Origin of the sequence: Weissella sp. LMG 11983, assembly GCF_025908495.1 — a bacterium.
Lineage (GTDB): Bacteria > Bacillota > Bacilli > Lactobacillales > Lactobacillaceae > Weissella > Weissella fermenti.
The window spans coordinates 1,089,075-1,114,278 of sequence record NZ_JAOZFD010000001.1 but is presented as its reverse complement, the minus strand read 5'-3'; the positions used below and the strand labels follow the sequence as shown (position 1 = coordinate 1,114,278).

Below are 25,204 nucleotides of genomic sequence, written 5' to 3'. Positions count from 1 at the left end.
TTGGATTCAAAAATCCAAGCCGTTTTAATTTACCAGTTTAGTGCATCGTAAGCATGCCAGCTGTTCCCAAAGCCAAGACAACAATACCGACAACAATTCGGTAGTATCCAAAGACCTTGAAGTCATTGTTCTTGATGTAGTTCATCATCACCTTAATGGCAAAGTAAGCCACAATCCATGAAACGATGAATCCAACTGCCATAACACCAGCTTGTGCGCCCGTGAAGCTACCACCATCAAGAAGGTACTTACCAACCTTCAAGATTGTCACACCAAACATAACTGGAATACTCATAAAGAATGAGAACTCAGCAGCCACGAAACGTGACGCACCCAAGATCAAGGCACCCAAGATGGTCGCCCCTGAACGTGATGTTCCAGGCACGATTGAAAGCACTTGGAACAAACCAATGAACAAGGCCATCTTGAACGTCATTGTGTTCAAATCCGTCAACCAAGCATCCTTGTTAGCCAAGTAACGCTCAACGACAATGAACAAAATACCGTAGATGATCAACATTGATGCCACAACCCAAGCGTTCAACCAGTGTGCATCCATGTAATCGTTAAGCGCCAAACCAGCCACAACGGCAGGCAACACACCGACGATAACCTTGAACCACAAAGTCCACGTTTGCTTCTTTTCAATCGTAGACTTTGATGGCGCGAATGGGTTCAACTTGTGGAAGTACAATTGGATAACCGCGAAAATCGCCCCCAATTGAATTGCGTAGTCAAACATCGCTGTAAAACTCTTCGTCCAAACTGAACCACCTGGGATGTTCATCAATGATTTAGCAATAATAATGTGTCCTGTTGATGATACTGGCAAGAATTCAGTCAATCCTTCGACAATACCAATCACTAGAGACTTCAACAAATCAAGCATATGCTGCTCCTTATTTTTAAATATCAACAGTACTACTTTACCAAACCAACCTCAAATCGCCTAATTCCTTAGGGACTTCTTTAATGATTAATTGAAAATAGTATCACCATCGGTCGTCACAACGTTAAGACGATCGGTTGCTGATTCATCACGGCTGTAGCTACCAACAAAGCGGTTACCTTGAATCTTAATGTCACCATTATTAGATTGAATCTGCAAACCAGGCACTGGCATGTTCGTCACATCCAAATTACCTTCACGTAACGTCCAAGCATTTACGCCAGTCAATTGCGCGTTTTGGACGGTTAAATTACCAGAATTCAACTGCACAACTCCGTCATTCATCACAACATCCTTCAGTTGCATATCGGTATCAGATGCTGAAACAAACGCCTTACCAAGTGTTGCTTGCTTAGCTGAGAATTGTGAATCAGCGAGATTCATCGTCGTCTCAGGTGACTTCACACCACTAAGTGTTACCAATCCGTACGTGTTATTCAACGTCAAATTCTTCGTTTCAATATCATGTAACGATGCAGAACCGGAATAGTTACGAATGTGAATATACTTCATTGCCGTCTTCTTTGGCACATAAACCGTTAAAACGTGTTCAACGCGCTTGTTAAAGCCAACCCGATACTTATCTTTTTGTGTCCCAGTATAACGGATGTGCAACGCCCCGTCCTTGTTCGTAAGGCTAAGCTGCGTGGCATCCCCAACCGTTCCCTTCACACGATACTCATCCTTATCAGTCGCAACAACATGAACATCTAGTTCAACCGCTGTGGCGTCAATTGTCTTGATTGTATCGAATTTTTGATTGATTGCTTTCTCCTGCGGTAAGACAAAATGTCCGTCGCGCCAAACCAAGCTATTTTGGCCGCCATTGACGTAACCAATCACCGACAACATGATACCAAGAGCAGCGACGGCAAAACCGAGAATGATAATGCGTAACATCTTAGGCATGCTTCACACCTCCTTGTGGCTTACGCGTAAAGCGACGGCCGATATACTTGACGAAGTTCATCAAGGCACGGAATACCGTACGGACAACCACAAAGCCAATTGGCCAGGCAATGAATTGCAAGCCAATCCAAATCAAACCTAGGCCACCTTGGAATAAGGCTGTTTGCCAGCTTTGCCCAGCAATCGCAAGCGCACCAACAACTTGGAAAAGCCCCGTAAAGAGCAACCAAAGCAAAATAATAATCACTGCCACAGCTACCAAGACAACGCCGAACAAGCCCAACAAAATGGCAATAATGGCCGGAATCCAAACAACTGATGTCACCAGGCCAACAATAACCACCCACAACAGGTTTAGTTGACGCTGAATGCGTGACTTGAATTGCTTCGTGGCCGAACTACCTTCATCTGGCGCCTCTTGATCAGCCACATCATCATAGCGGATTGAATAATCCACCAAGACACGGCGGGCCAGTTGCTTAGGTGTCCCGAACTCAGCAATTAGCTTTTCACCACTAAGTCCCGCATCCGCCGCGTACTCACGATAAAACGCCAAAACATCATCTCGTTCATCTTCTGTCAGACCAAATAAATGTCCGCGCAGTTGTGTGAAGTAAATGTTATTCTCCATTGTCTCCCCTCTCCGCCATCATAATTTCATTAACATTGCCGCTGAATGTCCGCCACTCGTCCTGGATTCGCACCACTTCAGAGCGTCCTTCATCGGAAATTTTATAATATCGGCGATTACGCCCTTCAAAAGGTTCATCGTACGTCGTCACCCAGCCCTTAGACTTTAGACGGCGCAAGACTGGATACATCGTTGATTCAGAAACCGCAAAACGCTCTTGGACCTGTTTCGTCAACGCATAGCCATACAAATCTTCGTCAGAAAGCAACGCCAATACTAACCCATCCATTAAATCACTGGATAATTGCATCGCCATAATTCATTTTCCTTTACAATACTATAACTCATATAATATACTCTCAGTATAAGAAAGAATGCTAGCGTTGTAAAGGCAAACGCCGTACAACCAGTTCTAATAGCATTTAAGAGGGGTATCTATTATGGCAAAAAAGCAATTAACGAAGTCTCGTGATAAGGTCATCAGCGGTGTCATCGGTGGTTTCGCCGAGTTTTTCGGAATCGACGCGACATTGCTTCGCATTATTTTTGCAACCGTCGCTTTCTTCTTCTTCCCACTAGTTATTTTGTACATTGTTGCAGCTGTTGTGATGCCTGAACCATCAAGCCACAATCGCTACGAGTACCGTGACAACGATGATCGCAAGGACGTGACACCACACCGTTACGATGACGATATCTAATACAAAACAAAGCGCCGGCTAGGACGAAAATCCTAACCGGCGCTTTTTATATCTATCTTACCAACTAAACAAACCAACCATTGCAGCTGACATCAATGATACCAAGATACCTGAAACCAAGATCAATGGCACATTAGCCGCAATCAAATCAGCCTTTTCACGGTTAACCAAACTCTTGTATGATCCGATAATCATACCCAACGTACCAAAGTTTGCGAAACTCGTTACGAAGACCGTCAACACAGCACGAGCGTGAGCCGAAGCAAACATTCCCGTGTGGTGTAGCACGTCCTTTGACACTTCTCCCATGACAACGAATTCGTTCGTTACAAGCTTCGTTCCCATGTATTGCGCGATTTGGAAGGCATCGTTCACATTGAATCCTAACAACCAAGCAAATGGGAACATGATAACACCGAAGATATTCTCCAATGACAACCATGGCAACGTCGTCAATGACAACAAGTTATCAATCAATGCTGCCAATCCAACGAAGGCAATAACCGTTGCGACGATAATAACTGCGACCAAACCAGCACCTTGGATAGAATCACCCAAGAAAGCAAAGAACGGTTGGCGTTGCGTCTTACCGTTATCCAATGTTTCTTCGTGGTTCAACACCGCAATAACATCTTCCTCTTCCGGTACTTCAACCGGATTCAAAATCGTCGTCATCATAATTGCACTCAAAATGTTCAACGGAATTGCCGTCAAAACGTATTGACCAGGCATCATACCGACGTATGAACCAACAATCGCTGCCGTAACCGTACTCATTGACATCATGGCAACCGTCAAATTACGCTTCGCATTCATTTGTTGCAATTGTAGCTTAGAAACGGCCAACACTTCTGTCGTTCCCAAGAACATCATTTCAACTGAGAAAAATGATTCGAACTTTGGTTGACCTGTCAAAAATGACAAGCCACGTCCAACCCACTTAACCAACCATGGCAAAACACCAAGGTATGTCAAAATGTCAAACATCGGAATGATAACAATGATTGGCAACACAGCTGACGTGACAAAGTTCATTGAACCTGATGCTGGCTTTACCCAATCAGGTAACGCAAATGAAATTCCGTCAAAGGCTGCACTGGTCAACCATTGGAAACCGTTTGCTGCAGCCAAGACAGCGTCTCGACCAATCGTGAAACTCGTGAAGAACCAAGCCAACAATAATTGGATGATCAAGATTACACCAACTGAACGCCAGTGGATGTGCTTGCGATCACGAGAAAATAAATATGCCACCCCTAGGAATACAAAAATTCCAAGGATGTTCATTAACAATAGCATCGCTACTCTCCTTGAGGGGTATTTATGTAAAACAACTTAACAAGCTTAAGTGTATCAAAAGTAAGCGACTTGTTAAACGATTTACCCTTAATGTAAATTCAGTTAAACGTTTAACCTGCAATATCCACAAAAAAACACACCTACTTTTACAAGTAGATGCGTTCTGATAAACATTATTGCGCGTATGAATAGTAGTCGGCTCCGTAAGTTCCGGTACCATCATCTGTCGTGCTGCCATATTCTGAAGTCGTGTCAGATGTTTCAGAAGAACTGTTGTAAACATATGATGTCAACCCGTTAGCTGCAATCGTTGCTGAGCTAACTTCACCACCAAACATCGTACCAGTATCAGCTTCCTTCAAACCAAGTGACTTACGCAACACGTTTGTGACACGTTGCTTTTCGTCTGGTGTGATCAACTCAGAAGAACCTGAAGTCAAATCAACACTAACACCTTGTGCGTGATCAGTCTTAATTGTCTTAGCAGCACTGTTGTACTTTGAAGCAACCGTTAACATATCATCAAAGGTCAAATCAGTGTTCGTTGAATCAGAAATCGTGTTCAAGAACTTCGCGTTAATCAACTTAGTTGGGTTGCTCTTAGCTTTTTCAACAATAGCTTCAAGTACCAAACGTTGACGTTCTTGACGACCGTAGTCTCCACGTGGGTCATCGTAACGCATACGAGAGAAGGCCAACGCTGCTGCACCATTCATCTTGTGGTACGTGTGCGTCACACCATCTTCACCAGTGTGCGTGTATGTAGATGAGCCTTCTGTAAAGCTATATAGGTTACCTGGATCTTGGTGCGCCGTATCTGGGTTGTAATCAAACGTCAATGGTGACTCAACCTTGATACCGCCTAATTCATTAACAACCTTCTCTAGAGCACCCATGTTAACAAGGGCATAGAAGTCAATTGGCACATTCAACCAATCTTGAATCGTCTTAATCGTCGTCTTGGCTGATCCAAACTCATAAGCTGAATTCAACTTTTGAGGGAATTGGCTTTCAAATCCAACCGGGGCGATAACAGAGTCACGTGGCAATGACATGACCGTTACCTTTTCCTTCGTTGGGTTAACCGTTACCAACATCAATGAATCAGTACGACCCTTATCTGTTCGTCCCAACTCACCAGTATCAGTTCCCAATAGCAAAATTGAGAATGGCTTTCCATCTGCTAGAACTGCAGACACGTCACGTGACTTCTTAACACCCGCACTCTGAAAGGCGTTGTTAACCGCATTTTTCGTGTTGTTAAAAACCGTTCCAGCAACCGCTCCAACCCCAAGTACTAGGACTGCAATAACCGCTAAGATAATATTGCGAGCAACTTTAAATTTATGACCATCTTTCGGACGCTTAGGACCGCGGGGACCGCGAACTTTTTTTTGGTGACTATTCGCCAACCGTTCGGCCTCACGACGCGCTGTGCGTGATTGCGGCTCATTTTCCATGAGCGACTCCTCTCTTCAATCCAGTAGTGTTTAATACTGATTAATACCAATTTTTATAATTCTCAAGATATCGCAAAAACGGTATCTTTGACATTATACAAGCCTCCACCTTTAAAAAAGCTTATAGTAACTTATTTATTCTATACCAAAAAACAAGCATAGTCAGCACTTCTTACTAACTACGCTTGTTTCATAATCAAACATTAAACTGCAACTGGTGCCTTAATCGACTTGGCTGGCTTATAGTTTTCAACCTTAATATCATCCATCGTGTAATCAAAAATTGAAGTTACATCCGGATTCAACACAAGCGTTGGCAACTCAGCCATTTCACGCGAAAGTTGTTCAGTCACTTGGTCAACGTGGTTTGAGTAGATGTGCGCATCCCCAAACGTGTGCACGAACTCGCCCGCTTCAAGACCAGTTTGCGCGGCCACCATGTGCAACAACAATGAATACGACGCAATATTGAATGGCACACCCAAGAAGATGTCAGCTGAACGTTGGTAAAGCTGCAAACTCAGCTTGCCATCTGCCACGTAGAATTGGAACAACGTGTGGCACGGTGGCAACGCTTGTGATGGGACGTCTTCTGGGTTCCAGGCACTAACAATCAAGCGACGTGAATTTGGGTTCGTCTTAATTTGGTTCACCACATCATCGATTTGATCAATGAAGCCACCTTGTACCTTACGCCAGTGACGCCATTGCGCCCCGTAAACATCACCCAACTCGCCATACTTATCAGCAAAGGCGTCATCTGACAAAATGCGGTCAACAAATAGTTGGTGTTGCTCATCGTAAGCAGCCTTGAACTCATCATCTACTAGAGCACGGCGACCAAAATCAGTCATATCAGGCCCTGTGTACTCATCAGATTCAATCCAATTTTTAAATGCCCATTCATCCCAAATGTGATTGTTGTGCTCTAATAGGAAACGAATATTAGTATTACCTTGCAAGAACCAAAGCAATTCACTCTTAATCAAACCAAACGGCACGCGTTTCGTTGTTAGCAACGGAAAGCCTTCTGCCATATCAAAGTGTAATTGACGGCCAAATACCGAGCGTGTACCAGTCCCCGTGCGATCACCCTTCACATTACCCGTTTCCAACACTTCACGTGCCATATCCAAATATGCTTGTTCATTACGACTCATATCATTATCCCCTTAGTTGTTTTCAGTTACGTACTTATCAAAATTAATCATTGCAACATCCGCAGCAGTCAATGGCACTTGTTGCAGTGCAACACCCTTGGCTTGGATTAACGACGTCGCAAACTCATCGTTATTGTAGTTACGGATGTAGTTAATCTTCTTAATGCCCGCTTGTAACAAAAACTTCGTGCAGTGCACGCAAGGAAAATCTGTGACGTAAATCTCAGCACCTTCTGCCGCAATCCCCATTTTTGCTAGTTGCATCAAGGCGTTTTGCTCCGCGTGAACCGCGCGAATGCAGTGCCCATCAACAATCAAATCCCCAACTTCTGTACAGTGTGGTGTTCCCGTGACCGATCCATTATATCCACTCGCAATAATACGGCCATCTTTAACAACCACAGCGCCGACATGTAGTCGCGTACAAGTACTACGCGATGCCAACATGGCCGCTTGCATCATAAAGTACGCCGGCCAACCAATTCGTTCGTCTTTCATTACTCTTCCCCGTAGATTTATTTTTGTTATCACTATAATAACCGACAAAATCGAACGTTTCAAATCTTGATTTTTAAGTTCGTACGTGATTTTATTCTATTTTTACACGTTAGCCGAACACGGCATCATAAACAGATACCAAAAATCGGCAAGTTACGAATATTAATAAATGAAACCACCTCAAATGACCTTAAGCCCGAAAGTTAAAGTCAGAAACAAATCAATGTCATTTAGAAAATGGAATTTTTCACGCATCTAAACTCTCTCATTAAAAAGAGGTGCACAATATTATTTTCCGTTGTGAATTTACATTTTTTATGATAAAATTATAAATGATCTTAGCGCGTTTTAAAACGCGCTCGTTTACGCAGCGGTTTCATTTGTCGCTGGATGTGAGGATAGCCTCACGAAAGGAGTTCTTATGCCTGCAGCATTAGCAGAAATTAAGCAACAATTAGACGATCACCTTGGTGAGCCAATTACTTTGATTACTCACGAGAGCCGTCACCGTAACATCGAGCACGAAGCCGTTGTACGCGAGACGTTCCGTTCAGTATTCGTCCTAGACTTGAAGCAAGAAGGTAACGAGTTCGACCGTGCCTCATTCAGCTACACGGATATCTTGACGGATAACATCGAGATTACTTTCGCCTAACAAACAAGCCCCGATTCGCATCAGCGGATCGGGGCTTTTCTCTTACTCTTCGATTGTCATGTCATCATCCGTCGTTGGCGCAACACGAACAACTTCAAATTCATTAATATAAGCATCCTTGAAATCAAGGGCCGTAATTTCAAAATCAAGTACCTTGATAGTATCGCCTGCTGACGTATCTGAATGTTCATCCAAGAAGTATCCAGTCAGCGTCACCATGTCAGAATCATCAAATGGACGAATATCGACATGGAAGTAACGTTCAAAGTCATACAACGTCATCTTACCAGAGACCTTGTAGTGCATGTTACCAGCTTCATCAGTACCTAGCTTTTCAACCAGATCATCAGCAACCGCATCCATCTCATCACGAACTGAACCAAACAACTCTTCGTAGATGTCCTTATCAGTCACGATACCTGACGTTCCACCGTATTCATCCTTCACGATAACGATTGGCGTACGACGCGCAATCATCTTTTGCAAAACATCTTGAATTGGCATATTTTCAGGCACTGTTGGCATGTGACGGATAATCTTACGAACAGATAACGTGTCATCAATTTGGGCTTGGCGCATCAAATCATAATTGAAGACGTATCCCAAAATCTTATCCTTATCATTGTCAGCCACGACTGGGAAACGAGAGTGCTTCGTTTCAAAGTAGCGTTGCAAGGTATCGTGCACTGAATTGTGATATCAACGACATCCAATTGTGTACGGTCAATCATAATATCAACCGCTACCTTGTCATTCATTTCAAAGGCACGTTGCATAAAGACATAATCAGCATCATCAAGTTCACCACTGCGCGCGGCTGTACGTGACAAGCTTAGGATTTCGGCTTCTGAATAAACCTCATCCCCTTCATTAGCTGGTTTCATCCCCATCAAGTGCGTCACACCAGTCGCTGAAACGTTCAACAACCACACAAATGGATAGAAGATAACGTGGAAGAGACGCAATGGCGTTGCGACAAACAAAGCCACCTTCACTGGGAAGTCGATGGCCACGTTCTTTGGCACCAACTCCGTGAAGACCACTTCAACATACGTCAAGAAGACCAAGGCAATCACTGATGCAATGACACCAGCACTCGCCCCCGTCATTTCCTTCAAAAAGCCACCTTCAAGTAACAAGTGGGCAATTGTCTCTTCACCCATCCAACCAAGAATCAACCCAGCCAACGTAATACCAACTTGGGTCGTTGATAGATACTCGTTTAGGTTTTCAACCATGTGGATAGCTGTTGCAATTTGACGTGATGGCTTTTCACGTTCTTCTTGCAACTCAATCAAGGCACTTTTACGCACCTTAACCAAGGCAAATTCAGCTGCAACTAACGTCGCAAACAATAGGACTAGGATGATGACAATAATCGAAATTAATAACTCACCTTCACTCAATGTTTTTCCCTACTTTCTTTTAGTACAAATTCAATGACACCATTATAGCAAAAAACACCTGATATTTATCAGGTGTTCACTTGCGTATGATTAATGTTCGTCTTCTGAGTCTGATTCAGAATCTTCTTCAGGCAACGCCACAACTTCGAAATCATTGATGTAAGCATCCTTGAAATCCAATGCTGTAATTTCAAAGTTATTAATCTTGATAGCTTCACCAACCTCAAAGTTAGGGTGCTCATCAAGAACATAACCTGTCAACGTCGCCATTTCTGAATCCTCAAATGAACGGATTTCAGTCTTAAAGAATCGTTCGAAATCGTACAACGTCATCTTTCCAGAGACCTTGTAGTGCATGTTTCCTTCCTCATCTGATCCAAGCTTTTGAACCAAATCATCAGAAACATCATCGATTTCGTCACGCACCGTACCGAACAACTCTTCATAAACGTCCTTATCAGTAACAATACCTGACGTTCCACCATACTCGTCCTTAACAACAACGATTGGTGCACGGTGCTCAATCATTTCTTGCAAAACTTCCGTAATTGGCTGGTTTTCAGAAACGACTGGCAAATTACGCAAAACAGTTCGAACTGATGCATCCATACTCAAACGACCTTGGCGAACCAAATCATATGAGAAGACGTATCCCAAAATTTTGTCCTTGTCGTTGTCAGCAACCACTGGCATACGTGAGAACTTTTCTTCTAGGTACAAGTTCAATGCATCTCCGATTGTATCCGTCACATCCACAACTGTTAGTTGGGTACGGTCAATCATAATATCAACTGCAACCTTATCATTCATTGAGAAGGCACGCTTCATAAACGTTAAGTCTTCTTCGTCCAACTCACCAGCTTGAGCAGCATCCTCAGACAACGAAATAATTTCATTTTGTGAGTAGATGTCTTCATCTGGGTGAGCATTAAATCCAAGCACCTTCGTTACACCAGCAGCCGTACGGTCAAACAACCAAATCAATGGATAAAGTACGATGTGGAAGAACATAACTGGACGCACGATGAACAACAAGACCTTAACCGGTTGGTCGATGGCGATGTTCTTTGGCACCAAGTCAGTAAAGACAGCGTGGATAAATGTAAAGATCAAAATTGCGGCTACTGACGCAACACTGTGAGCAATTGCTGCTGGCAATAGATGTGATGAAATAATCAAGTCAGCAATAAACGCTTCACCCAACCAACCCAAAATCAATGATGTCAGCGTAATACCAACTTGCGCAGTTGATAGGTACTCTGTCATGTGGTTAGTCATGTTAATTGCGTGCGTTAGGTTTGATGATGGCTTGTTACGCGCTTCTTGTAGCGCACGCAACGCTGATGGACGCACCTTAACTAGTGAGTACTCAGTCAACGTGAACAAAACAGCCAAAAGCAAAATAACAACAATAACAACAATATTGATCATAATAGACGGACCGGAATCCATAATCGGTTTACCTCTTCTTTAATAAAAATATTTTAGTAATAAACATTATAACAGAATTAACCGTTATAAACACCCGCATCATATAATGCGTTATGCAATTCAATGAAATCGCTCCAATGACAACTTTTCAGCCCGCGTACGTGGATCCAAATCGATAGCTTCAAGTGCAGCGGTCAACTTAGCTTGCATGGCCTCACCCTTACCAAAGGCCGTCGTCAAATTGTTCCACAACGTCTTGCGACGCATCACAAAACCAATCTTGAACAACTCAAACAATTGCTTTTCATCACGCGGTTGAACCGCCAATGGCTCACGTGGCGTCAATGAAATAATCGCTGAATCAACATTAGGGTTTGGCACAAATGCTGTACGTGATACCGTAAAGGCCAACTTAGCGTTCATGCGGTATTGCACTGCCAACGTCAAAGAACCATAGTCCTTTGTACCTGTCTCAGCTGACAATCGATCAGCAACTTCCTTTTGCATCATCACGACAATGTTGTCGAAGTGAATGCCTGATTGCAACACTTGCATCAAAATTGGCGTCGTAATGTAGTAAGGCAAGTTGGCCACCAACTTCAATGATGCCGTTGTATCAGCAAATTGCTTGGCGAATTCTTTCTCCAAATCAACCTTCAAGATGTCGTTGTGCACAATTGTGACGTTATCGTATGGCGCCATCGTGTGGTCCAAAACTGGAATCAAACGATCATCGATTTCGAAGGCGACGACTTGCTTGGCTGCACGGGCTAGTTGCTCCGTCAACGCACCAATACCAGGTCCAATTTCAACAACGTTATCCGTATCCTTTACGTCACCGGCTGCGACGATATTCTTCAAAATATTGATATCCGTCAAGAAGTTTTGACCAAGTGACTTCTTGGTGTTGATACCAAATTGATTCATGATAGCTTGCGTGCGCACCGGCGTCGCAATATCAGGTACATCAGACATTTAATTCTCCTCATCCATCTCTTGTAAGATGGTCTTTAATTCTTCGTTTGTCACGCCAAACATGTTTAGTCGCTTCAGCAATTGCTTACCATTAACGTAGCCCAATCCAAGGCGTTCTGAGACATGTTCACGTCGTTGGGCAGCGTTTGCCCCAGCCATCAACCCATAGCGCACCAAATCACTACGGGTGATGTCTGACGTCATATCAACATCACTAGCCGTGTAAACCTTGCTAAGCGCCTGACGAATATCATCCGCCGTGGCGTATTCAATTCCTAAACTGTGATGCTTAATCTGGCGACCAGCTTCATCCTTCGTTAGAAATGCGTGCTTCGCATCAGGTACGACTGCCGTAATAAGCTTACGCAACCGCTCACCATTGAAATCCGGATCCGTAAACACAATTATGCCACGTGATTTCGCTGCGCGCTGAATCGCTTGTAGCGTCGCATCTGACAACGCTGAACCATTAGTCTCGATTGTATCCGCCTCGACAGCGTGACGCAAAACTTCGGTATCAGCCTTGCCTTCAACGACAATCACTTCTTGAATCTTCATTACTTATCCAAGTGCCACAAACGGTGTGCATTCGCCGTTGTGATGTCAGCCAACTCGTTATATGTCATGCCAAGTTGGTCGGCAATGTTTTGAATCGTGTAGCGGACGAACATTGGCTCGTTTTGCTTACCACGCATTGGTGTTGGTGCCAAATAAGGCGCATCCGTCTCAACTAGCAAACGGTCCAATGGTACTGACTTCAACGTCTCGTGCACATCCTTGGCATTCTTGAAGGTTGCAATTCCTGAGAATGAAATGTACATACCCAAATCTAAGAATTGCTTAGCCTCTTCTGCCGTTCCTGTAAATGAGTGCATCACGCCACCAAACTCAGCAACGTTAGCATCCTTTAGCACTTCATACGTGTCAGCCGTTGCCTCTCGCGTGTGAATCGTGACTGGCTTGTGGAATTCACGAGCCAAGTCCAATTGCGCCTTAAACACCGCTTTTTGGACGTCTGGCGTTGGGTTCTCTTCCCAGTAGTAATCCAAGCCCATTTCACCGATACCAACAACTGCTGGGTCGGCCAATTGTTCACGTAACGTTGCCATATCTTCTGGCTTAAAGTCACCACTCTCACCCGGTTGCCAACCAACGATGGCGTGAACACCTTCAAATTCGTGGGCGATTTCAATGGCACGTTGATTACCAACTGTGTCATATCCAACCACATTCATTTCAACGACACGATATTCACGTGCGCGGGCCCAGTAAGCTGCGACGTCATGCCAAAAAGCTTCGTCGTTCAAGTGCGTGTGTGTATCAAAGCTATCCGCTGGACGCTTTGTTGGATCATAAATTGCCATGATATCTCCTATTTCTAAACGTTTGTAATACTTACTATTTTATCAAAGAAAACCAGAGAATACGAATTAAGGCCTACAAAAAGAGGCCAGGATTTATTCCTGACCTCTCATTAATTAATCTTCTGCATCAGTTGCTAGTACAAGTGCCTGTGCTGACGTGACTTCGTTATACAATTCATTAATCAATGCTGAACTGAAACGGTCATTACGACGGCCCTCTTGCACGTAGGTCAACTCGGCACCTAACGCACCAAGCAACACTGCTTGCTCCTCAGCCGTTGAAACTTGCTGGTCACGAATACGATCACGTTCTTGCGCCGCAACATCACGCAAGGCGACCACGTAACGTGGATCTTCACCCTTTGCTTCAGCTTGCGCAATGAAATCAGTAACGGCCGGTTCACTAATCTCAGCAATTTCTGTAAACACCAAATCACGACTTGAGTGGTACTTTTGCACCGCTTCATCAGGGTTGAGGTAATTCATCTTCTTCACCGCATCAAACTTCTTTTGCATTAACAAAGTTTGTTCCAAATCATGTTGTTCATGCTCTGTTAAGCCGTGCCGTGCTGCCTTCCGTTGCAATCGATCAACACGATGTTGCATCTTCTGAGCAATTCGCTGCATCCGTTCTTCCGGCTTAACTCGACGAGAACGCACCAAACGTATGACAATGCGTTCTAAAATTTTGAACCACATACGCATGTTACTTGTACCGCGGGCCCAACGCGCATCCGCATTAGCTTTAACACGACGGTAGTAGACCATTGTTTCTCTTGATACCAATTCAGCATCAATCGCTGCATCGACAGCCTCATCGATAACACGTTGGATATCTGTTTGGGCACGTTGCCACATCTCGCGGTCCAATTGATCCGCACCATATCCCAGTTGATCCTGAAGTTGGCCAATCACATTTCGCTTAACTGAATTTGAAACATTAAGCGTCTCAACATACGACATACCAGCGTTAATCATCGCGATATGGGCTTCTGAATACTCGCTCATATCATAATCTGGCTTAATCTTTGGTAATACGCGTGGCAAAATCAATAACGGTGCCACCAAACTGACGATAATAACTGTCGCCGCAATCAGCAACAACATATCACGGTGCGGAAAGGCCTGACCATTATCAAGCGTCAACGGCAATGAGAATGCCATCGCCATCGTAACCGTTCCGTGGACCCCGCCCAAAGCAAAAATCCAAGCATCGCGGTTTTTATGATCTTGATCGACCATTGACGCCATCGGTGATTCCTGATGAACACGTTCAATCATAATGTGACGGAAAGCCGCCATGACGCCGTAGATAGCCAGACCAATACCGATATACCCTAACCATGTTGTTAACGGTGAGTGAATATAAGTCTTAAAGACGCGAACCAATGAAATACCAAGTAACACGAACACTAATCCATTTAGGAGTTGTGACACAATCGTCGTCAGCTGATTATTTAAGTTGTTTAATTGTGATGACATAAACTGCGTGTGGTGCTTTTCTTCATTAGAGATAATTCCCATCACCACCACAGCAATAATCCCTGATACGCCCGCATGTTCAGCTAGTCCGTAAACCAGAATAGGTGACAAGAAATAAATCATCACATGGGCAACCGTATCATCAAACTGCGCTCGCAATAAATGCTGACGGATATATAGCAACACCACGCCAGCAATCCCTCCGACAACAGCGCCACCAAGTGCAACGATTAGAAACTCCTCAAAACCATGGACGAATGAGAACGTTCCAGTGTTCATCCACAGCAATGCCAATTCCAACACAACTAGGCCAGTTGCATCGTTAAACAATGACTCTAAGTTCAACGCGCGTCCGATACCCTTTGGTACTTCAAGGCCATCTGTAACAGATTCTAGTGCCGTTGCATCCGTTGGCGTTACGATGGCAGCCAGCGCTAAGGCCATCGGCAATGCCCAGCCGATTGCCCAGTGACCAAACAACATCAGAACAACAACCGTCATAACGGCGATGATGCCAGCTAAGTTGATAATCGCTCGGAAATTCTTTGACACCAAACGTACATCAGTTCGTTGACCTTCATAGAATAGCAAAGGTGCAATAATTAGCATCATAAACCATTCCGGATCAAGTTCAACGACTGATTTACTAAGCATCGGAATCGTCGCCAAGATAATACCACCTAGAATCTGCCAGAATGCTTTGGGAATCCGCGGCATCGCTTGTGACAGTAAATTGGCGACAACAATTGTCAAAATCATCGGCACCAATGTATAAAAGATTGTCATACTATCTTTCCTATCTTTTTTTAATAGGTCTATTCTAACAAAAAGAGAGCAGTGTGACGTACACACTGCTCTCTTAATTTTTACTGATTAGCCCAGTTCTGAACCAGCTTCGATTTCATCTGGCAAAATCGTCAAGATAACGTTACCGTCCTTTTCAGCAGACAACAACATACCTTCTGACATTTCACCCATCATCTTACGTGGCTTCAAGTTAGCAACGAAGGCAACCTTCTTACCAACCAAACCAGCGTATTCTGGGTACCACTTCTTGATACCTGACAAAATCGTACGACCATCCTTAGTACCGTCGTTCAACTTGAAGCGCAACAACTTGTTTGACTTCTCAACTTCAGTTACTTCAACGATTTCAGCAACACGCATCTCAACCTTGTCAAAGTCATCAAATTCAATCAAGTCCTTTGTAGGGACTTCAATGTATGACTTCTCAGCTTCTTCAGCAGGCTTTGCGGCACCACCCGTCATTTCATCGCGGATGTAAGCCACTTCGGCGTCAACATCAACACGTGGGAAGATTGGCTCACCCTTTTCAACAACCTTACCACCCGTTGGTAGGTCTTCAAACTTCAAATCAGCAATTTGCAAGTTTGATTCTGCCAAACCAAGTTGGTGGAAGATTTGCTTAGGTGCACGCGTCAAAGCAGGTTGCAACAAGATAGCAGCAACACGCAATGCAGCAGCCAAGTGAGCCATTACAGAAGCCAACTTATCTGCTTGTGCTTCATCCTTAGCTAACGTCCATGGCGTCGTCTCATCAATGTACTTGTTAGCACGTGAGATCAACTTCCAAACTTCAGCCAACGCATCTGCCGTTCGCAAACCAGCCATGTTTTCGTTGTAAGCCTTGATAACATCGTTAGCCGTTTGAACCAAGTCAGCGTCGAATTCAGTCGCACCTGTGTTAAGGGCAGGAATGACACCACCTTCGTACTTGTTGATCATTGCAACAGTACGGTTCAACAAGTTACCCAAATCGTTAGCCAAGTCATAGTTCAACTTTGAAACGAAATCTTCAGGCGTAAAGATACCATCATTACCGTATGGCATTGCACGCAACAAGTAGTAACGAACAGCATCGATACCGTAACGATCAGCCAATGTGTCAGGGTACACAACGTTACCCTTAGACTTTGACATCTTACCATCACGCATCGTCAACCAACCGTGTCCCAACACTTGCTTAGGCAATGGCAAGCCCAAGGCGTGCAACATGATTGGCCAGTAAATCGTGTGGAAACGAACAATTTCCTTACCTACCAATTGCACGTTTGCTGGCCAGAACTTATCGAACAAAGTCGTATCGTCTGAACCGTATCCAAGTGCCGTAATGTAGTTTGACAAAGCGTCAATCCACACGTAAACAACGTGCTTAGGGTCAGATAGAACTGGTACACCCCACTTGAACGCCGTACGCGTTACGGCCAAGTCTTCAAGACCAGGCTTGATAAAGTTGTTAATCATCTCGTTCATACGAGACTCAGGTTGGATAAATTCTGGGTGTGACTTGTAGTAATCCAACAACCAGTCAGCATACTTTCCCATACGGAAGAAGTATGACTCTTCCTTAACCAACTCAACTTCGTGGCCAGATGGTGCCTTACCACCGATGACGTTGCCGTCTTCGTCGCGGTAAACTTCAGCCAATTGTGACTCAGTAAAGTACTCTTCGTCATCAACTGAGTACCAACCTTCGTATTCACCCTTGTAGATGTCATCTTGATCCAAGAATTGTTGGAAGATCTTTTGGATAGCCTTCTCGTGATACTCGTCCGTCGTACGGATGAACCCGTCGTTGGTAATATCCAAGTCTGCCCACAACTTCTTGATATCTGCAGCCATGCCGTCAACGTATTGTTGTGGCGTCATGTTTAGCTTTTCAGCCTTTTGCTCAATCTTCAAACCGTGTTCGTCAGTTCCCGTCAAGAAGTAAACATCTTCATTCAACAAACGGTGGTAACGCGCAGCCGCATCAGCCAACACTGTTGTGTACGTGTTACCGATGTGCAACTTACCAGATGGATAGTAAATTGGCGTCGTAATGTAGAATGTGTTCTTATCTGCCATTTTTCTTATACCTCCCGCCACTACGAATGGGTAGGGCGTCATTTTTTGATTGCGAGACCATCCCGCAATGTCTGTTGTTTATTATAACAAAGTTTAGGAAGCCCCGCTTAAGTTATATTGCGGACTTTAACCGCAACGTGCACAAAAAAAACCGTACCACTTCTGGTACGGTTTACGTTGCATCGCGACGTCCTATCCTCGCAGGAAGCGATCCTCCAACTACTTTCGGCGCTATTGAGCTTAACTTCTGTGTTCGGTATGGGAACAGGTGTGACCTCAATGCCATCATCACGACACGTTATTTAATTGAGAAAATATTAGCTCTCTCAAAACTGAATCATAATTTGTAAATCAAACTTCGTTTGAGCCTTACACCACGTTTTCAACTTGGTTAAGTCCTCGAACCATTAGTACTAGTCCGCTCCATGCGTCGCCGCACTTCCACTTCTAGCCTATCTACCTCATCATCTCTGAGGGGTCTTACTTCATAAAGAATGGGAAATCTCATCTCGAGGCGAGTTTCACACTTAGATGCTTTCAGCGTTTATCTCATCCGTACATAGCTACTCAGCGATGCTCCTGGCGGAACAACTGATACACCAGAGGTACGTCCACCCCGGTCCTCTCGTACTAAGGGCAGCTCCTCTCAAATTTCCTACGCCCGCGACGGATAGGGACCGAACTGTCTCACGACGTTCTGAACCCAGCTCGCGTACCGCTTTAATGGGCGAACAGCCCAACCCTTGGGACCGACTACAGCCCCAGGATGCGATGAGCCGACATCGAGGTGCCAAACCTCCCCGTCGATGTGGACTCTTGGGGGAGATAAGCCTGTTATCCCCAGGGTAGCTTTTGTCCGTTGAGCGATGGCCCTTCCATGCGGAACCACCGGATCACTAAGCCCTACTTTCGTACCTGCTCGACTGGTAAGTCTCACAGTCAAGCTCCCTTGTGCCTTTACACTCTGCGAATGATTTCCAACCATTCTGAGGGAACCTTTGGGCGCCTCCGTTACCTTTTAGGAGGCGACCGCCCCAGTCAAACTGCCTGCCAGACACTGTCTTCCACCACGCTTAGTGGTGCGAGTTAGAGTGGTCATACAACGAGGGTAGTATCCCAATGACGCCTCCACCGAAACTAGCGTCCCGGTATCTACGGCTCCTACCTATGCTGTACAAGCTGCACAAACACTCAATATCAAGCTACAGTAAAGCTCCATGGGGTCTTTCCGTCCTGTCGCGGGTAACCCGCATCTTCACGGGTATTTAAATTTCACCGAGTCTCTCGTTGAGACAGTGCCCAGATCGTTACGCCTTTCGTGCGGGTCGGAACTTACCCGACAAGGAATTTCGCTACCTTAGGACCGTTATAGTTACGGCCGCCGTTTACTGGGGCTTCAATTCGTACCTTCGCCGAAGCTAAGCACTCCTTTTAACCTTCCAGCACCGGGCAGGCGTCAGCCCCTATACGTCATCTTACGATTTTGCAGAAACCTGTGTTTTTGATAAACAGTCGCCTGGGCCTATTCACTGCGGCTCAGCTTTCGCTGAGCACCCCTTCTCCCGAAGTTACGGGGTCATTTTGCCGAGTTCCTTAACGAGAGTTCACTCGCTCACCTTAGGATGCTCTCCTCGACTACCTGTGTCGGTTTGCGGTACGGGCAGGTAAACACTAACTAGAAGCTTTTCTCGGCAGCGTGACATCACGGACTTCCCTACTTTATTTCGGTCCTCATCATAACTTGTCCTTAAAAGATAAAGCATTTAACTCGATCTAAGACTTATTATTTAACCCAGCATATCCAGCAGCTGGGATCCGTTAGCCTTCTGCGTCCCTCCATCGTTCAAACATGTTCACCTGGTACAGGAATCTCAACCTGTTATCCATCGACTACGCCTCTCGGCCTCGCCTTAGGTCCCGACTAACCCTGGGAGGACGAGCCTTCCCCAGGAAACCTTAGTCATACGGTGGACAGGATTCTCACCTGTCTTTCGCTACTCATACCGGCATTCTCACTTCTAAGCGCTCCACCAGTCCTCACGGTCTGACTTCATCGCCCTTAGAACGCTCTCCTATCGCGCCACTTACGTGGCACCCGTAGTTTCGGTGGTGTGTTTAGCCCCGGTACATTTTCGGCGCAGAATCACTCGACTAGTGAGCTATTACGCACTCTTTAAATGGTGGCTGCTTCTAAGCCAACATCCTAGTTGTCTATGCAACTCCACATCCTTTTCCACTTAACACACACTTAGGGACCTTAACTGACGATCTGGGCTGTTCCCCTTTCGACAATGGATCTTATCACTCACTGTCTGACTCCCGGACATACGTGATTGGCATTCGGAGTTTATCTTAATTTGGTAACCCGAGATGGGCCCCGCACCAAAACAGTGCTCTACCTCCAACACGCTACATTCCGAGGCTAGCCCTAAAGCTATTTCGGAGAGAACCAGCTATCTCCAAGTTCGATTGGAATTTCACCGCTACCCACACCTCATCCCAGCATTTTTCAACATGCACGGGTTCGGGCCTCCAGTGCGTTTTACCGCACCTTCACCCTGGACATGGGTAGGTCACCTGGTTTCGGGTCTACAACAACATACTAATTCGCCCATTTCAGACTCGCTTTCGCTACGGCTCCGGTCTTTCCACCTTAACCTTGCATGGTATCGTAACTCGCCGGTTCATTCTACAAAAGGCACGCTATCACCCATTAACGGGCTCTAACTTCTTGTAGGCACATGGTTTCAGGAACTTTTTCACTCCCCTTCCGGGGTGCTTTTCACCTTTCCCTCACGGTACTGGTTCACTATCGGTCACTAGGGAGTATTTAGCCTTGCGAGATGGTCCTCGCGGATTCCGACCGGATTTCACGTGTCCGGCCGTACTCAGGATCCTGCACGGGAGATTGCTTACTTTCGCATACGGGGCTATCACCCTGTCTCGCTCAGCTTCCCAGCTGATTCTGCTAATAAACAATTTTGTAACTCCACAATGGCAGTCCTACAACCCCAAAGTGCAAGCACTTTGGTTTGGGCTCTTCCGTTTTCGCTCGCCGCTACTGGCGGAATCGATTTTTCTTTCTATTCCTGTTGCTAATGAGATGTTTCAGTTCACAACGTCTACCTTCAACCTAACTATATATTCATTAGGTGATAACTTGCATAACAAGTTGGGTTCCCCCATTCGGAAATCTCCGGATCAAAGCTTACTTACAGCTCCCCGAAGCATATCGGTGTTAGTCCCGTCCTTCATCGGCTCCTAGTGCCAAGGCATCCACCATGCGCCCTTAATAACTTAACCTATCAACTGACGTTGATGATATAAGTTTGAGTATGTGGCTCAAAGGCCACAAGCGATTTTAAACTAATTTAAAAAACTCAAAAAATTACGCGGTGTATTTTTTCGGCTCAATTTATATTGAATTAACAATATTAAATGAATTTAAAAATTTACAATTATGATTCAGTTTTCAAAGATCTAATATTGAAACCCGTAGGTTTCAATGGAGAATATCGGGATCGAACCGATGACCCCCTGCTTGCAAAGCAGGTGCTCTCCCAGCTGAGCTAATTCCCCATTATATGGGACTGAGAGGACTCGAACCTCCGACCTCACCCTTATCAGGGGTGCGCTCTAACCAGCTGAGCTACAGTCCCATGAGATTCGACTCTCTGTCTTGTTTGAGTGTAAATCACTCAAAACTGAATATCGTTTCAATGAATGTGTAGGTTTCCGATTTTCCTTAGAAAGGAGGTGATCCAGCCGCAGGTTCTCCTACGGCTACCTTGTTACGACTTCACCCTAATCATCTGTCCCACCTTAGACGGCTGGCTCCCGAAGGTTACCCCACCGGCTTTGGGTGTTACAAACTCTCATGGTGTGACGGGCGGTGTGTACAAGACCCGGGAACGTATTCACCGCGGCGTGCTGATCCGCGATTACTAGCGATTCCGACTTCATGTAGGCGAGTTGCAGCCTACAATCCGAACTGAGACGTACTTTAAGAGATTAGCTCACCCTCGCGGGTTGGCAACTCGTTGTATACGCCATTGTAGCACGTGTGTAGCCCAGGTCATAAGGGGCATGATGATTTGACGTCATCCCCACCTTCCTCCGGTTTGTCACCGGCAGTCTCACTAGAGTGCCCAACTAAATGCTGGCAACTAGTAATAAGGGTTGCGCTCGTTGCGGGACTTAACCCAACATCTCACGACACGAGCTGACGACAACCATGCACCACCTGTCACCTTGTCCCCGAAGGGAACGCTCCATCTCTGGAGTTGTCAAGGGATGTCAAGACCTGGTAAGGTTCTTCGCGTTGCTTCGAATTAAACCACATGCTCCACCGCTTGTGCGGGTCCCCGTCAATTCCTTTGAGTTTCAACCTTGCGGTCGTACTCCCCAGGCGGAGTGCTTAATGCGTTAGCTGCGGCACTTAAGGGCGGAAACCCTCAAACACCTAGCACTCATCGTTTACGGTGTGGACTACCAGGGTATCTAATCCTGTTTGCTACCCACACTTTCGAGCCTCAACGTCAGTTACAGTCCAGAAAGCCGCCTTCGCCACTGGTGTTCTTCCATATATCTACGCATTTCACCGCTACACATGGAGTTCCACTTTCCTCTACTGCACTCAAGTCATCCAGTTTCCAAAGCAATTCCTCAGTTGAGCTGAGGGCTTTCACTTCAGACTTAAATAACCGTCTGCGCTCGCTTTACGCCCAATAAATCCGGATAACGCTTGGAACATACGTATTACCGCGGCTGCTGGCACGTATTTAGCCGTTCCTTTCTGGTAAGATACCGTCACACATTGAACAGTTACTCTCAATGTCATTCTTCTCTTACAACAGTGTTTTACGAGCCGAAACCCTTCATCACACACGCGGCGTTGCTCCATCAGGCTTTCGCCCATTGTGGAAGATTCCCTACTGCTGCCTCCCGTAGGAGTATGGGCCGTGTCTCAGTCCCATTGTGGCCGATCAGTCTCTCAACTCGGCTATGCATCATCGCCTTGGTAAGCCATTACCTTACCAACTAGCTAATGCACCGCGGGACCATCTCTTAGTGATAGCAGAACCATCTTTTAAATAACAACCATGCGGTTGTCATTGTTATACGGTATTAGCATCTGTTTCCAAATGTTATCCCCTGCTAAGAGGTAGGTTTCCCACGTGTTACTCACCCGTTCGCCACTCTTTGCAATGTCCATCGTCATATCTGAGCAAGCTCTTCAAATCAGTTGAACCACAAAGCGTTCGACTTGCATGTATTAGGCACGCCGCCAGCGTTCATCCTGAGCCAGGATCAAACTCTCAATTTGAAGTTTGAGTATAACTCAATTTTTGTTGTTTAACAGAAGTTAAACGAATTTACTAGCGAATTGACTTCGCAAATATTTTTGCATCAAGAACTAGCTTGATGACCCTACACATTTGTTTCATCGAAACGATATTCAGTTTTCAATGACCTACGTCGTTGCCTCATCAGACAACTTATATATCATAACAACCTTTCAAGCGAATGTCAATAACTTCTTTCAAAGAAGTTTGAATATCAATTAGCTATTCAAGTTAAATATGTTTTGCTGTTTCCCTGAAACAACTTAATCTATATTACATATGTTTATGCGATTCGTCAACACTTTCTTCAAACTTTGTTCATATAAAATAAAAACCGCAGTCAGAAACCCATTCTGACTGCGGTTTTACGTGATTTTAAATATGCAATTCATCAAAGAATGACGTAGCATCCCCAATAATCTGTTGCACTCGATCCGGGGCTGGAATGCGTTCCAAGTTAATTGCCAACACTGGAACGCCCGCCTTTGCGTACTGTAACAACCCAGCGAATGGGTAAACCACAAAGCTAGTGCCAACAATGACAATTAAGTCTGCCTGGTTAACCCACATGGCTGCTTCTTCCACATTAAATGGAATTTCGCCATACAACGTAATACCAGGTCGCAACAATGCCCCATCGGCTCGGCGCATATTCGCCATGTACTCAGCCAACGTTGCTTTCTTGCCATCAGTTACCGCATAAATATCATAAAGCGATCCATGAAATTCAATTGTCGCTTCACTTCCTGCCTTCTTATGAAGACCATCAACATTTTGCGTAATAATCTTGGCACGCCCCTGTTTAGTTAGCGCCGCCATTTTCTCGTGAATCACATTTGGCTTGGCCTCTGGAAAATACATATTGTCCATCATGAACTGATACATCTTCTCAGGTTCGTTAGCCAATGCATCCGTACTTAATAGGTATTCTGGACGCTCAACTACACCACTATCGTCATAGATGCCACCTTTTGAGCGATAATCTGGGATACCCGACGCGGTTGAAACACCGGCACCCGTTAGAAATACAATTTGCTTTGCATTATCAAATAAGTTTTGAATTTCTGGATTAACACTCATTTTATGGCACTCCTATCTATATTAATTACTGACGTACAACGAAAGGTTGACCGATTTGTTCTAGCACTTCACGGACCGGTGTTTGATACAACGCCTTAAAGAACTCAGGTTGGTTCTCATCTGGTGCAGAAATAACAAAACTGTTCTGTCCTTCTGACTTGCTCAAACCAACATAGGCTGACTTTTCCGTGTTACGGTCTGTCATCTCTGTGTGCTTAATATCGAATACTTGAGCCAATGGCAAACGCAATTGGCGTTCTGATAGCACTGGCGTCAACGTTGCGAATTCAAGCGCCTTCAATTCAGGCAAGTTCCAAGCAATCATTTGCGCATCAAAGCCCTTAAAGGCTGCGATTACTGCACGGTGCACCGTGAATGGATCCTTGATATCATCAACCTTCATCGTTGCAAAAATGTGGCCTGCAGCTTCCCATGCTTCTGGGAATGCATCTGCAAAGCTATCAGTGTAAATAGCCGTATCGATGTCAGTTGGCACAGCGTTCATGAAGACGCGCGCATCCAGCAACGTTAACAAACGTAGCGCTGCTTCTGAACGATCGTTGTTTGCTTCAGGCGTCAACGTTGACATAACCCCGTTTGCAAATGCCTTTACAACTGCCGCTGTCACCAAACCATGCTTGGCTTGTTCCTTATAGGTAATGGCACGCAAGGCTGGTTGGTAAAGATACGTTGACATAACCATCAATTGATCCGTCATATTAATGTCTTCTGACTTCAATTGGAAATAAACTTGTGGGTAACCACTCAACGTCAACATCATGTTCAACAATTCTTGCGTTGCTGAGAAGTCAGGTGCAGTTGCATCCGTTACTTCAACCATCAAACGCGTCCCCAACATATCCGTTGAAACTTGGTCGTGGGTCAACTTCCCCGTTGCTTCACCTGAACCGCGAAGGACCACTGAACCTGGGTAAACTTGATTCACTTGGTTTAGGAGCTTAACTGTATCTTCTGAAAATTGCATAATAAT

General features: G+C 45.1%; 17 protein-coding genes, 2 tRNA genes, 3 rRNA genes and 2 pseudogenes. 2 read left to right on the top strand and 22 right to left on the bottom strand.

The genetic code is table 11. From position 1 onward, the window contains the following. Window positions 1-37: 37 nt before the first annotated feature. From OIT45_RS05850 to OIT45_RS05835, 4 genes are all read right to left on the bottom strand, one after another. Entirely contained in the window at window positions 38-889 is an 852-nt protein-coding gene (locus OIT45_RS05850; RefSeq protein ID WP_264339912.1) for an undecaprenyl-diphosphate phosphatase, read from the bottom strand. Window positions 890-976: 87 nt separating this feature from the next. Continuing rightward, on the bottom strand, window positions 977-1,858 hold the full coding sequence (locus OIT45_RS05845) for a DUF4097 family beta strand repeat-containing protein (protein ID WP_135798596.1): 882 nt from the start codon (window positions 1,856-1,858) through the stop codon (window positions 977-979). Beyond that, a complete protein-coding gene (locus OIT45_RS05840; RefSeq protein ID WP_199404522.1) occupies window positions 1,851-2,489 on the bottom strand; it encodes a DUF1700 domain-containing protein in 639 nt (212 codons plus the stop codon). Before OIT45_RS05840 ends, OIT45_RS05845 begins: the two co-directional genes overlap by 8 nt. Continuing rightward, window positions 2,479-2,805: a PadR family transcriptional regulator gene (locus OIT45_RS05835; protein WP_003610101.1), complete on the bottom strand. Its 327-nt coding sequence runs from the start codon at window positions 2,803-2,805 to the stop codon at window positions 2,479-2,481. The genes OIT45_RS05840 and OIT45_RS05835 overlap by 11 nt, the downstream gene beginning before the upstream one ends. Before the next feature lie 124 nt (window positions 2,806-2,929). Between OIT45_RS05835 and OIT45_RS05830 the strand changes: the two genes are divergently transcribed. Beyond that, complete coding sequence (locus OIT45_RS05830; protein ID WP_199404523.1) at window positions 2,930-3,190, top strand: PspC domain-containing protein; 261 nt, start codon at window positions 2,930-2,932, stop codon at window positions 3,188-3,190. Between the two features lie 57 nt (window positions 3,191-3,247). Here the strand turns inward: OIT45_RS05830 and OIT45_RS05825 are convergent, their stop codons facing one another. The 4 genes from OIT45_RS05825 to OIT45_RS05810 all read right to left on the bottom strand — a co-directional run bounded on the left by OIT45_RS05825 (window position 3,248) and on the right by OIT45_RS05810 (window position 7,607). After that, window positions 3,248-4,489, bottom strand: coding sequence for a NupC/NupG family nucleoside CNT transporter (locus OIT45_RS05825; protein WP_135798599.1), 1,242 nt, complete (start codon window positions 4,487-4,489; stop codon window positions 3,248-3,250). Window positions 4,490-4,662: 173 nt separating this feature from the next. Continuing rightward, the gene (locus tag OIT45_RS05820) at window positions 4,663-5,949 is read right to left on the bottom strand and encodes an LCP family protein (RefSeq protein ID WP_199404524.1); all 1,287 of its coding nucleotides are present in this window, start codon (window positions 5,947-5,949) and stop codon (window positions 4,663-4,665) included. A gap of 203 nt (window positions 5,950-6,152) precedes the next feature. Beyond that, window positions 6,153-7,109: a thymidylate synthase gene (locus OIT45_RS05815; RefSeq protein WP_161690985.1), complete on the bottom strand. Its 957-nt coding sequence runs from the start codon at window positions 7,107-7,109 to the stop codon at window positions 6,153-6,155. 12 nt (window positions 7,110-7,121) lie between these two features. Then, window positions 7,122-7,607 carry a deaminase gene (locus OIT45_RS05810; RefSeq protein WP_135798602.1) on the bottom strand — a complete coding sequence of 162 codons (486 nt, stop codon included), beginning with the start codon at window positions 7,605-7,607 and terminating at the stop codon, window positions 7,122-7,124. A 421-nt stretch (window positions 7,608-8,028) separates the two neighbouring features. On the opposite strand from OIT45_RS05810, the gene OIT45_RS05805 reads away from it, so the two are divergent. Beyond that, on the top strand, window positions 8,029-8,262 hold the full coding sequence (locus tag OIT45_RS05805) for a Veg family protein (protein WP_003610109.1): 234 nt from the start codon (window positions 8,029-8,031) through the stop codon (window positions 8,260-8,262). A gap of 42 nt (window positions 8,263-8,304) precedes the next feature. Here OIT45_RS05805 and OIT45_RS05800 read toward each other — a convergent pair. The 14 genes and pseudogenes from OIT45_RS05800 to OIT45_RS05735 all read right to left on the bottom strand — a co-directional run bounded on the left by OIT45_RS05800 (window position 8,305) and on the right by OIT45_RS05735 (window position 25,198). Then, a pseudogene (locus tag OIT45_RS05800) lies at window positions 8,305-9,668 on the bottom strand (hemolysin family protein). A 90-nt stretch (window positions 9,669-9,758) separates the two neighbouring features. Beyond that, window positions 9,759-11,120, bottom strand: a complete 1,362-nt coding sequence (locus OIT45_RS05795; RefSeq protein ID WP_199404526.1) for a hemolysin family protein — start codon at window positions 11,118-11,120, stop codon at window positions 9,759-9,761. Between the two features lie 56 nt (window positions 11,121-11,176). Further along, a pseudogene (gene rsmA, locus OIT45_RS05790) lies at window positions 11,177-12,074 on the bottom strand (16S rRNA (adenine(1518)-N(6)/adenine(1519)-N(6))-dimethyltransferase RsmA). Continuing rightward, the gene (gene rnmV, locus OIT45_RS05785) at window positions 12,075-12,632 is read right to left on the bottom strand and encodes a ribonuclease M5 (protein WP_199401780.1); all 558 of its coding nucleotides are present in this window, start codon (window positions 12,630-12,632) and stop codon (window positions 12,075-12,077) included. Next, on the bottom strand, window positions 12,632-13,438 hold the full coding sequence (locus OIT45_RS05780; RefSeq protein WP_003610118.1) for a TatD family hydrolase: 807 nt from the start codon (window positions 13,436-13,438) through the stop codon (window positions 12,632-12,634). The genes rnmV and OIT45_RS05780 overlap by 1 nt, the downstream gene beginning before the upstream one ends. A gap of 114 nt (window positions 13,439-13,552) precedes the next feature. Next, window positions 13,553-15,706: a cation:proton antiporter gene (locus OIT45_RS05775; protein WP_199404528.1), complete on the bottom strand. Its 2,154-nt coding sequence runs from the start codon at window positions 15,704-15,706 to the stop codon at window positions 13,553-13,555. Between the two features lie 87 nt (window positions 15,707-15,793). After that, complete coding sequence (metG, locus tag OIT45_RS05770) at window positions 15,794-17,788, bottom strand: methionine--tRNA ligase (RefSeq protein WP_161690989.1); 1,995 nt, start codon at window positions 17,786-17,788, stop codon at window positions 15,794-15,796. Between the two features lie 179 nt (window positions 17,789-17,967). Further along, a 5S ribosomal RNA gene (gene rrf, locus OIT45_RS05765) occupies window positions 17,968-18,084 on the bottom strand. Between the two features lie 91 nt (window positions 18,085-18,175). Then, window positions 18,176-21,091, bottom strand: a 23S ribosomal RNA gene (locus tag OIT45_RS05760). Window positions 21,092-21,294: 203 nt separating this feature from the next. After that, a tRNA-Ala gene (locus tag OIT45_RS05755) sits at window positions 21,295-21,367 on the bottom strand. A 6-nt stretch (window positions 21,368-21,373) separates the two neighbouring features. After that, a tRNA-Ile gene (locus tag OIT45_RS05750) sits at window positions 21,374-21,447 on the bottom strand. A gap of 90 nt (window positions 21,448-21,537) precedes the next feature. Continuing rightward, a 16S ribosomal RNA gene (locus OIT45_RS05745) occupies window positions 21,538-23,114 on the bottom strand. Together the 16S, 23S and 5S rRNA genes with 2 tRNA genes alongside form the textbook arrangement of a ribosomal RNA operon. A gap of 394 nt (window positions 23,115-23,508) precedes the next feature. After that, window positions 23,509-24,213, bottom strand: a complete 705-nt coding sequence (locus OIT45_RS05740) for an NAD-dependent protein deacylase (protein WP_135798609.1) — start codon at window positions 24,211-24,213, stop codon at window positions 23,509-23,511. 25 nt (window positions 24,214-24,238) lie between these two features. Next, a complete protein-coding gene (locus OIT45_RS05735) occupies window positions 24,239-25,198 on the bottom strand; it encodes an IpaB/EvcA family protein (RefSeq protein WP_135798610.1) in 960 nt (319 codons plus the stop codon). Window positions 25,199-25,204: the final 6 nt, after the last annotated feature.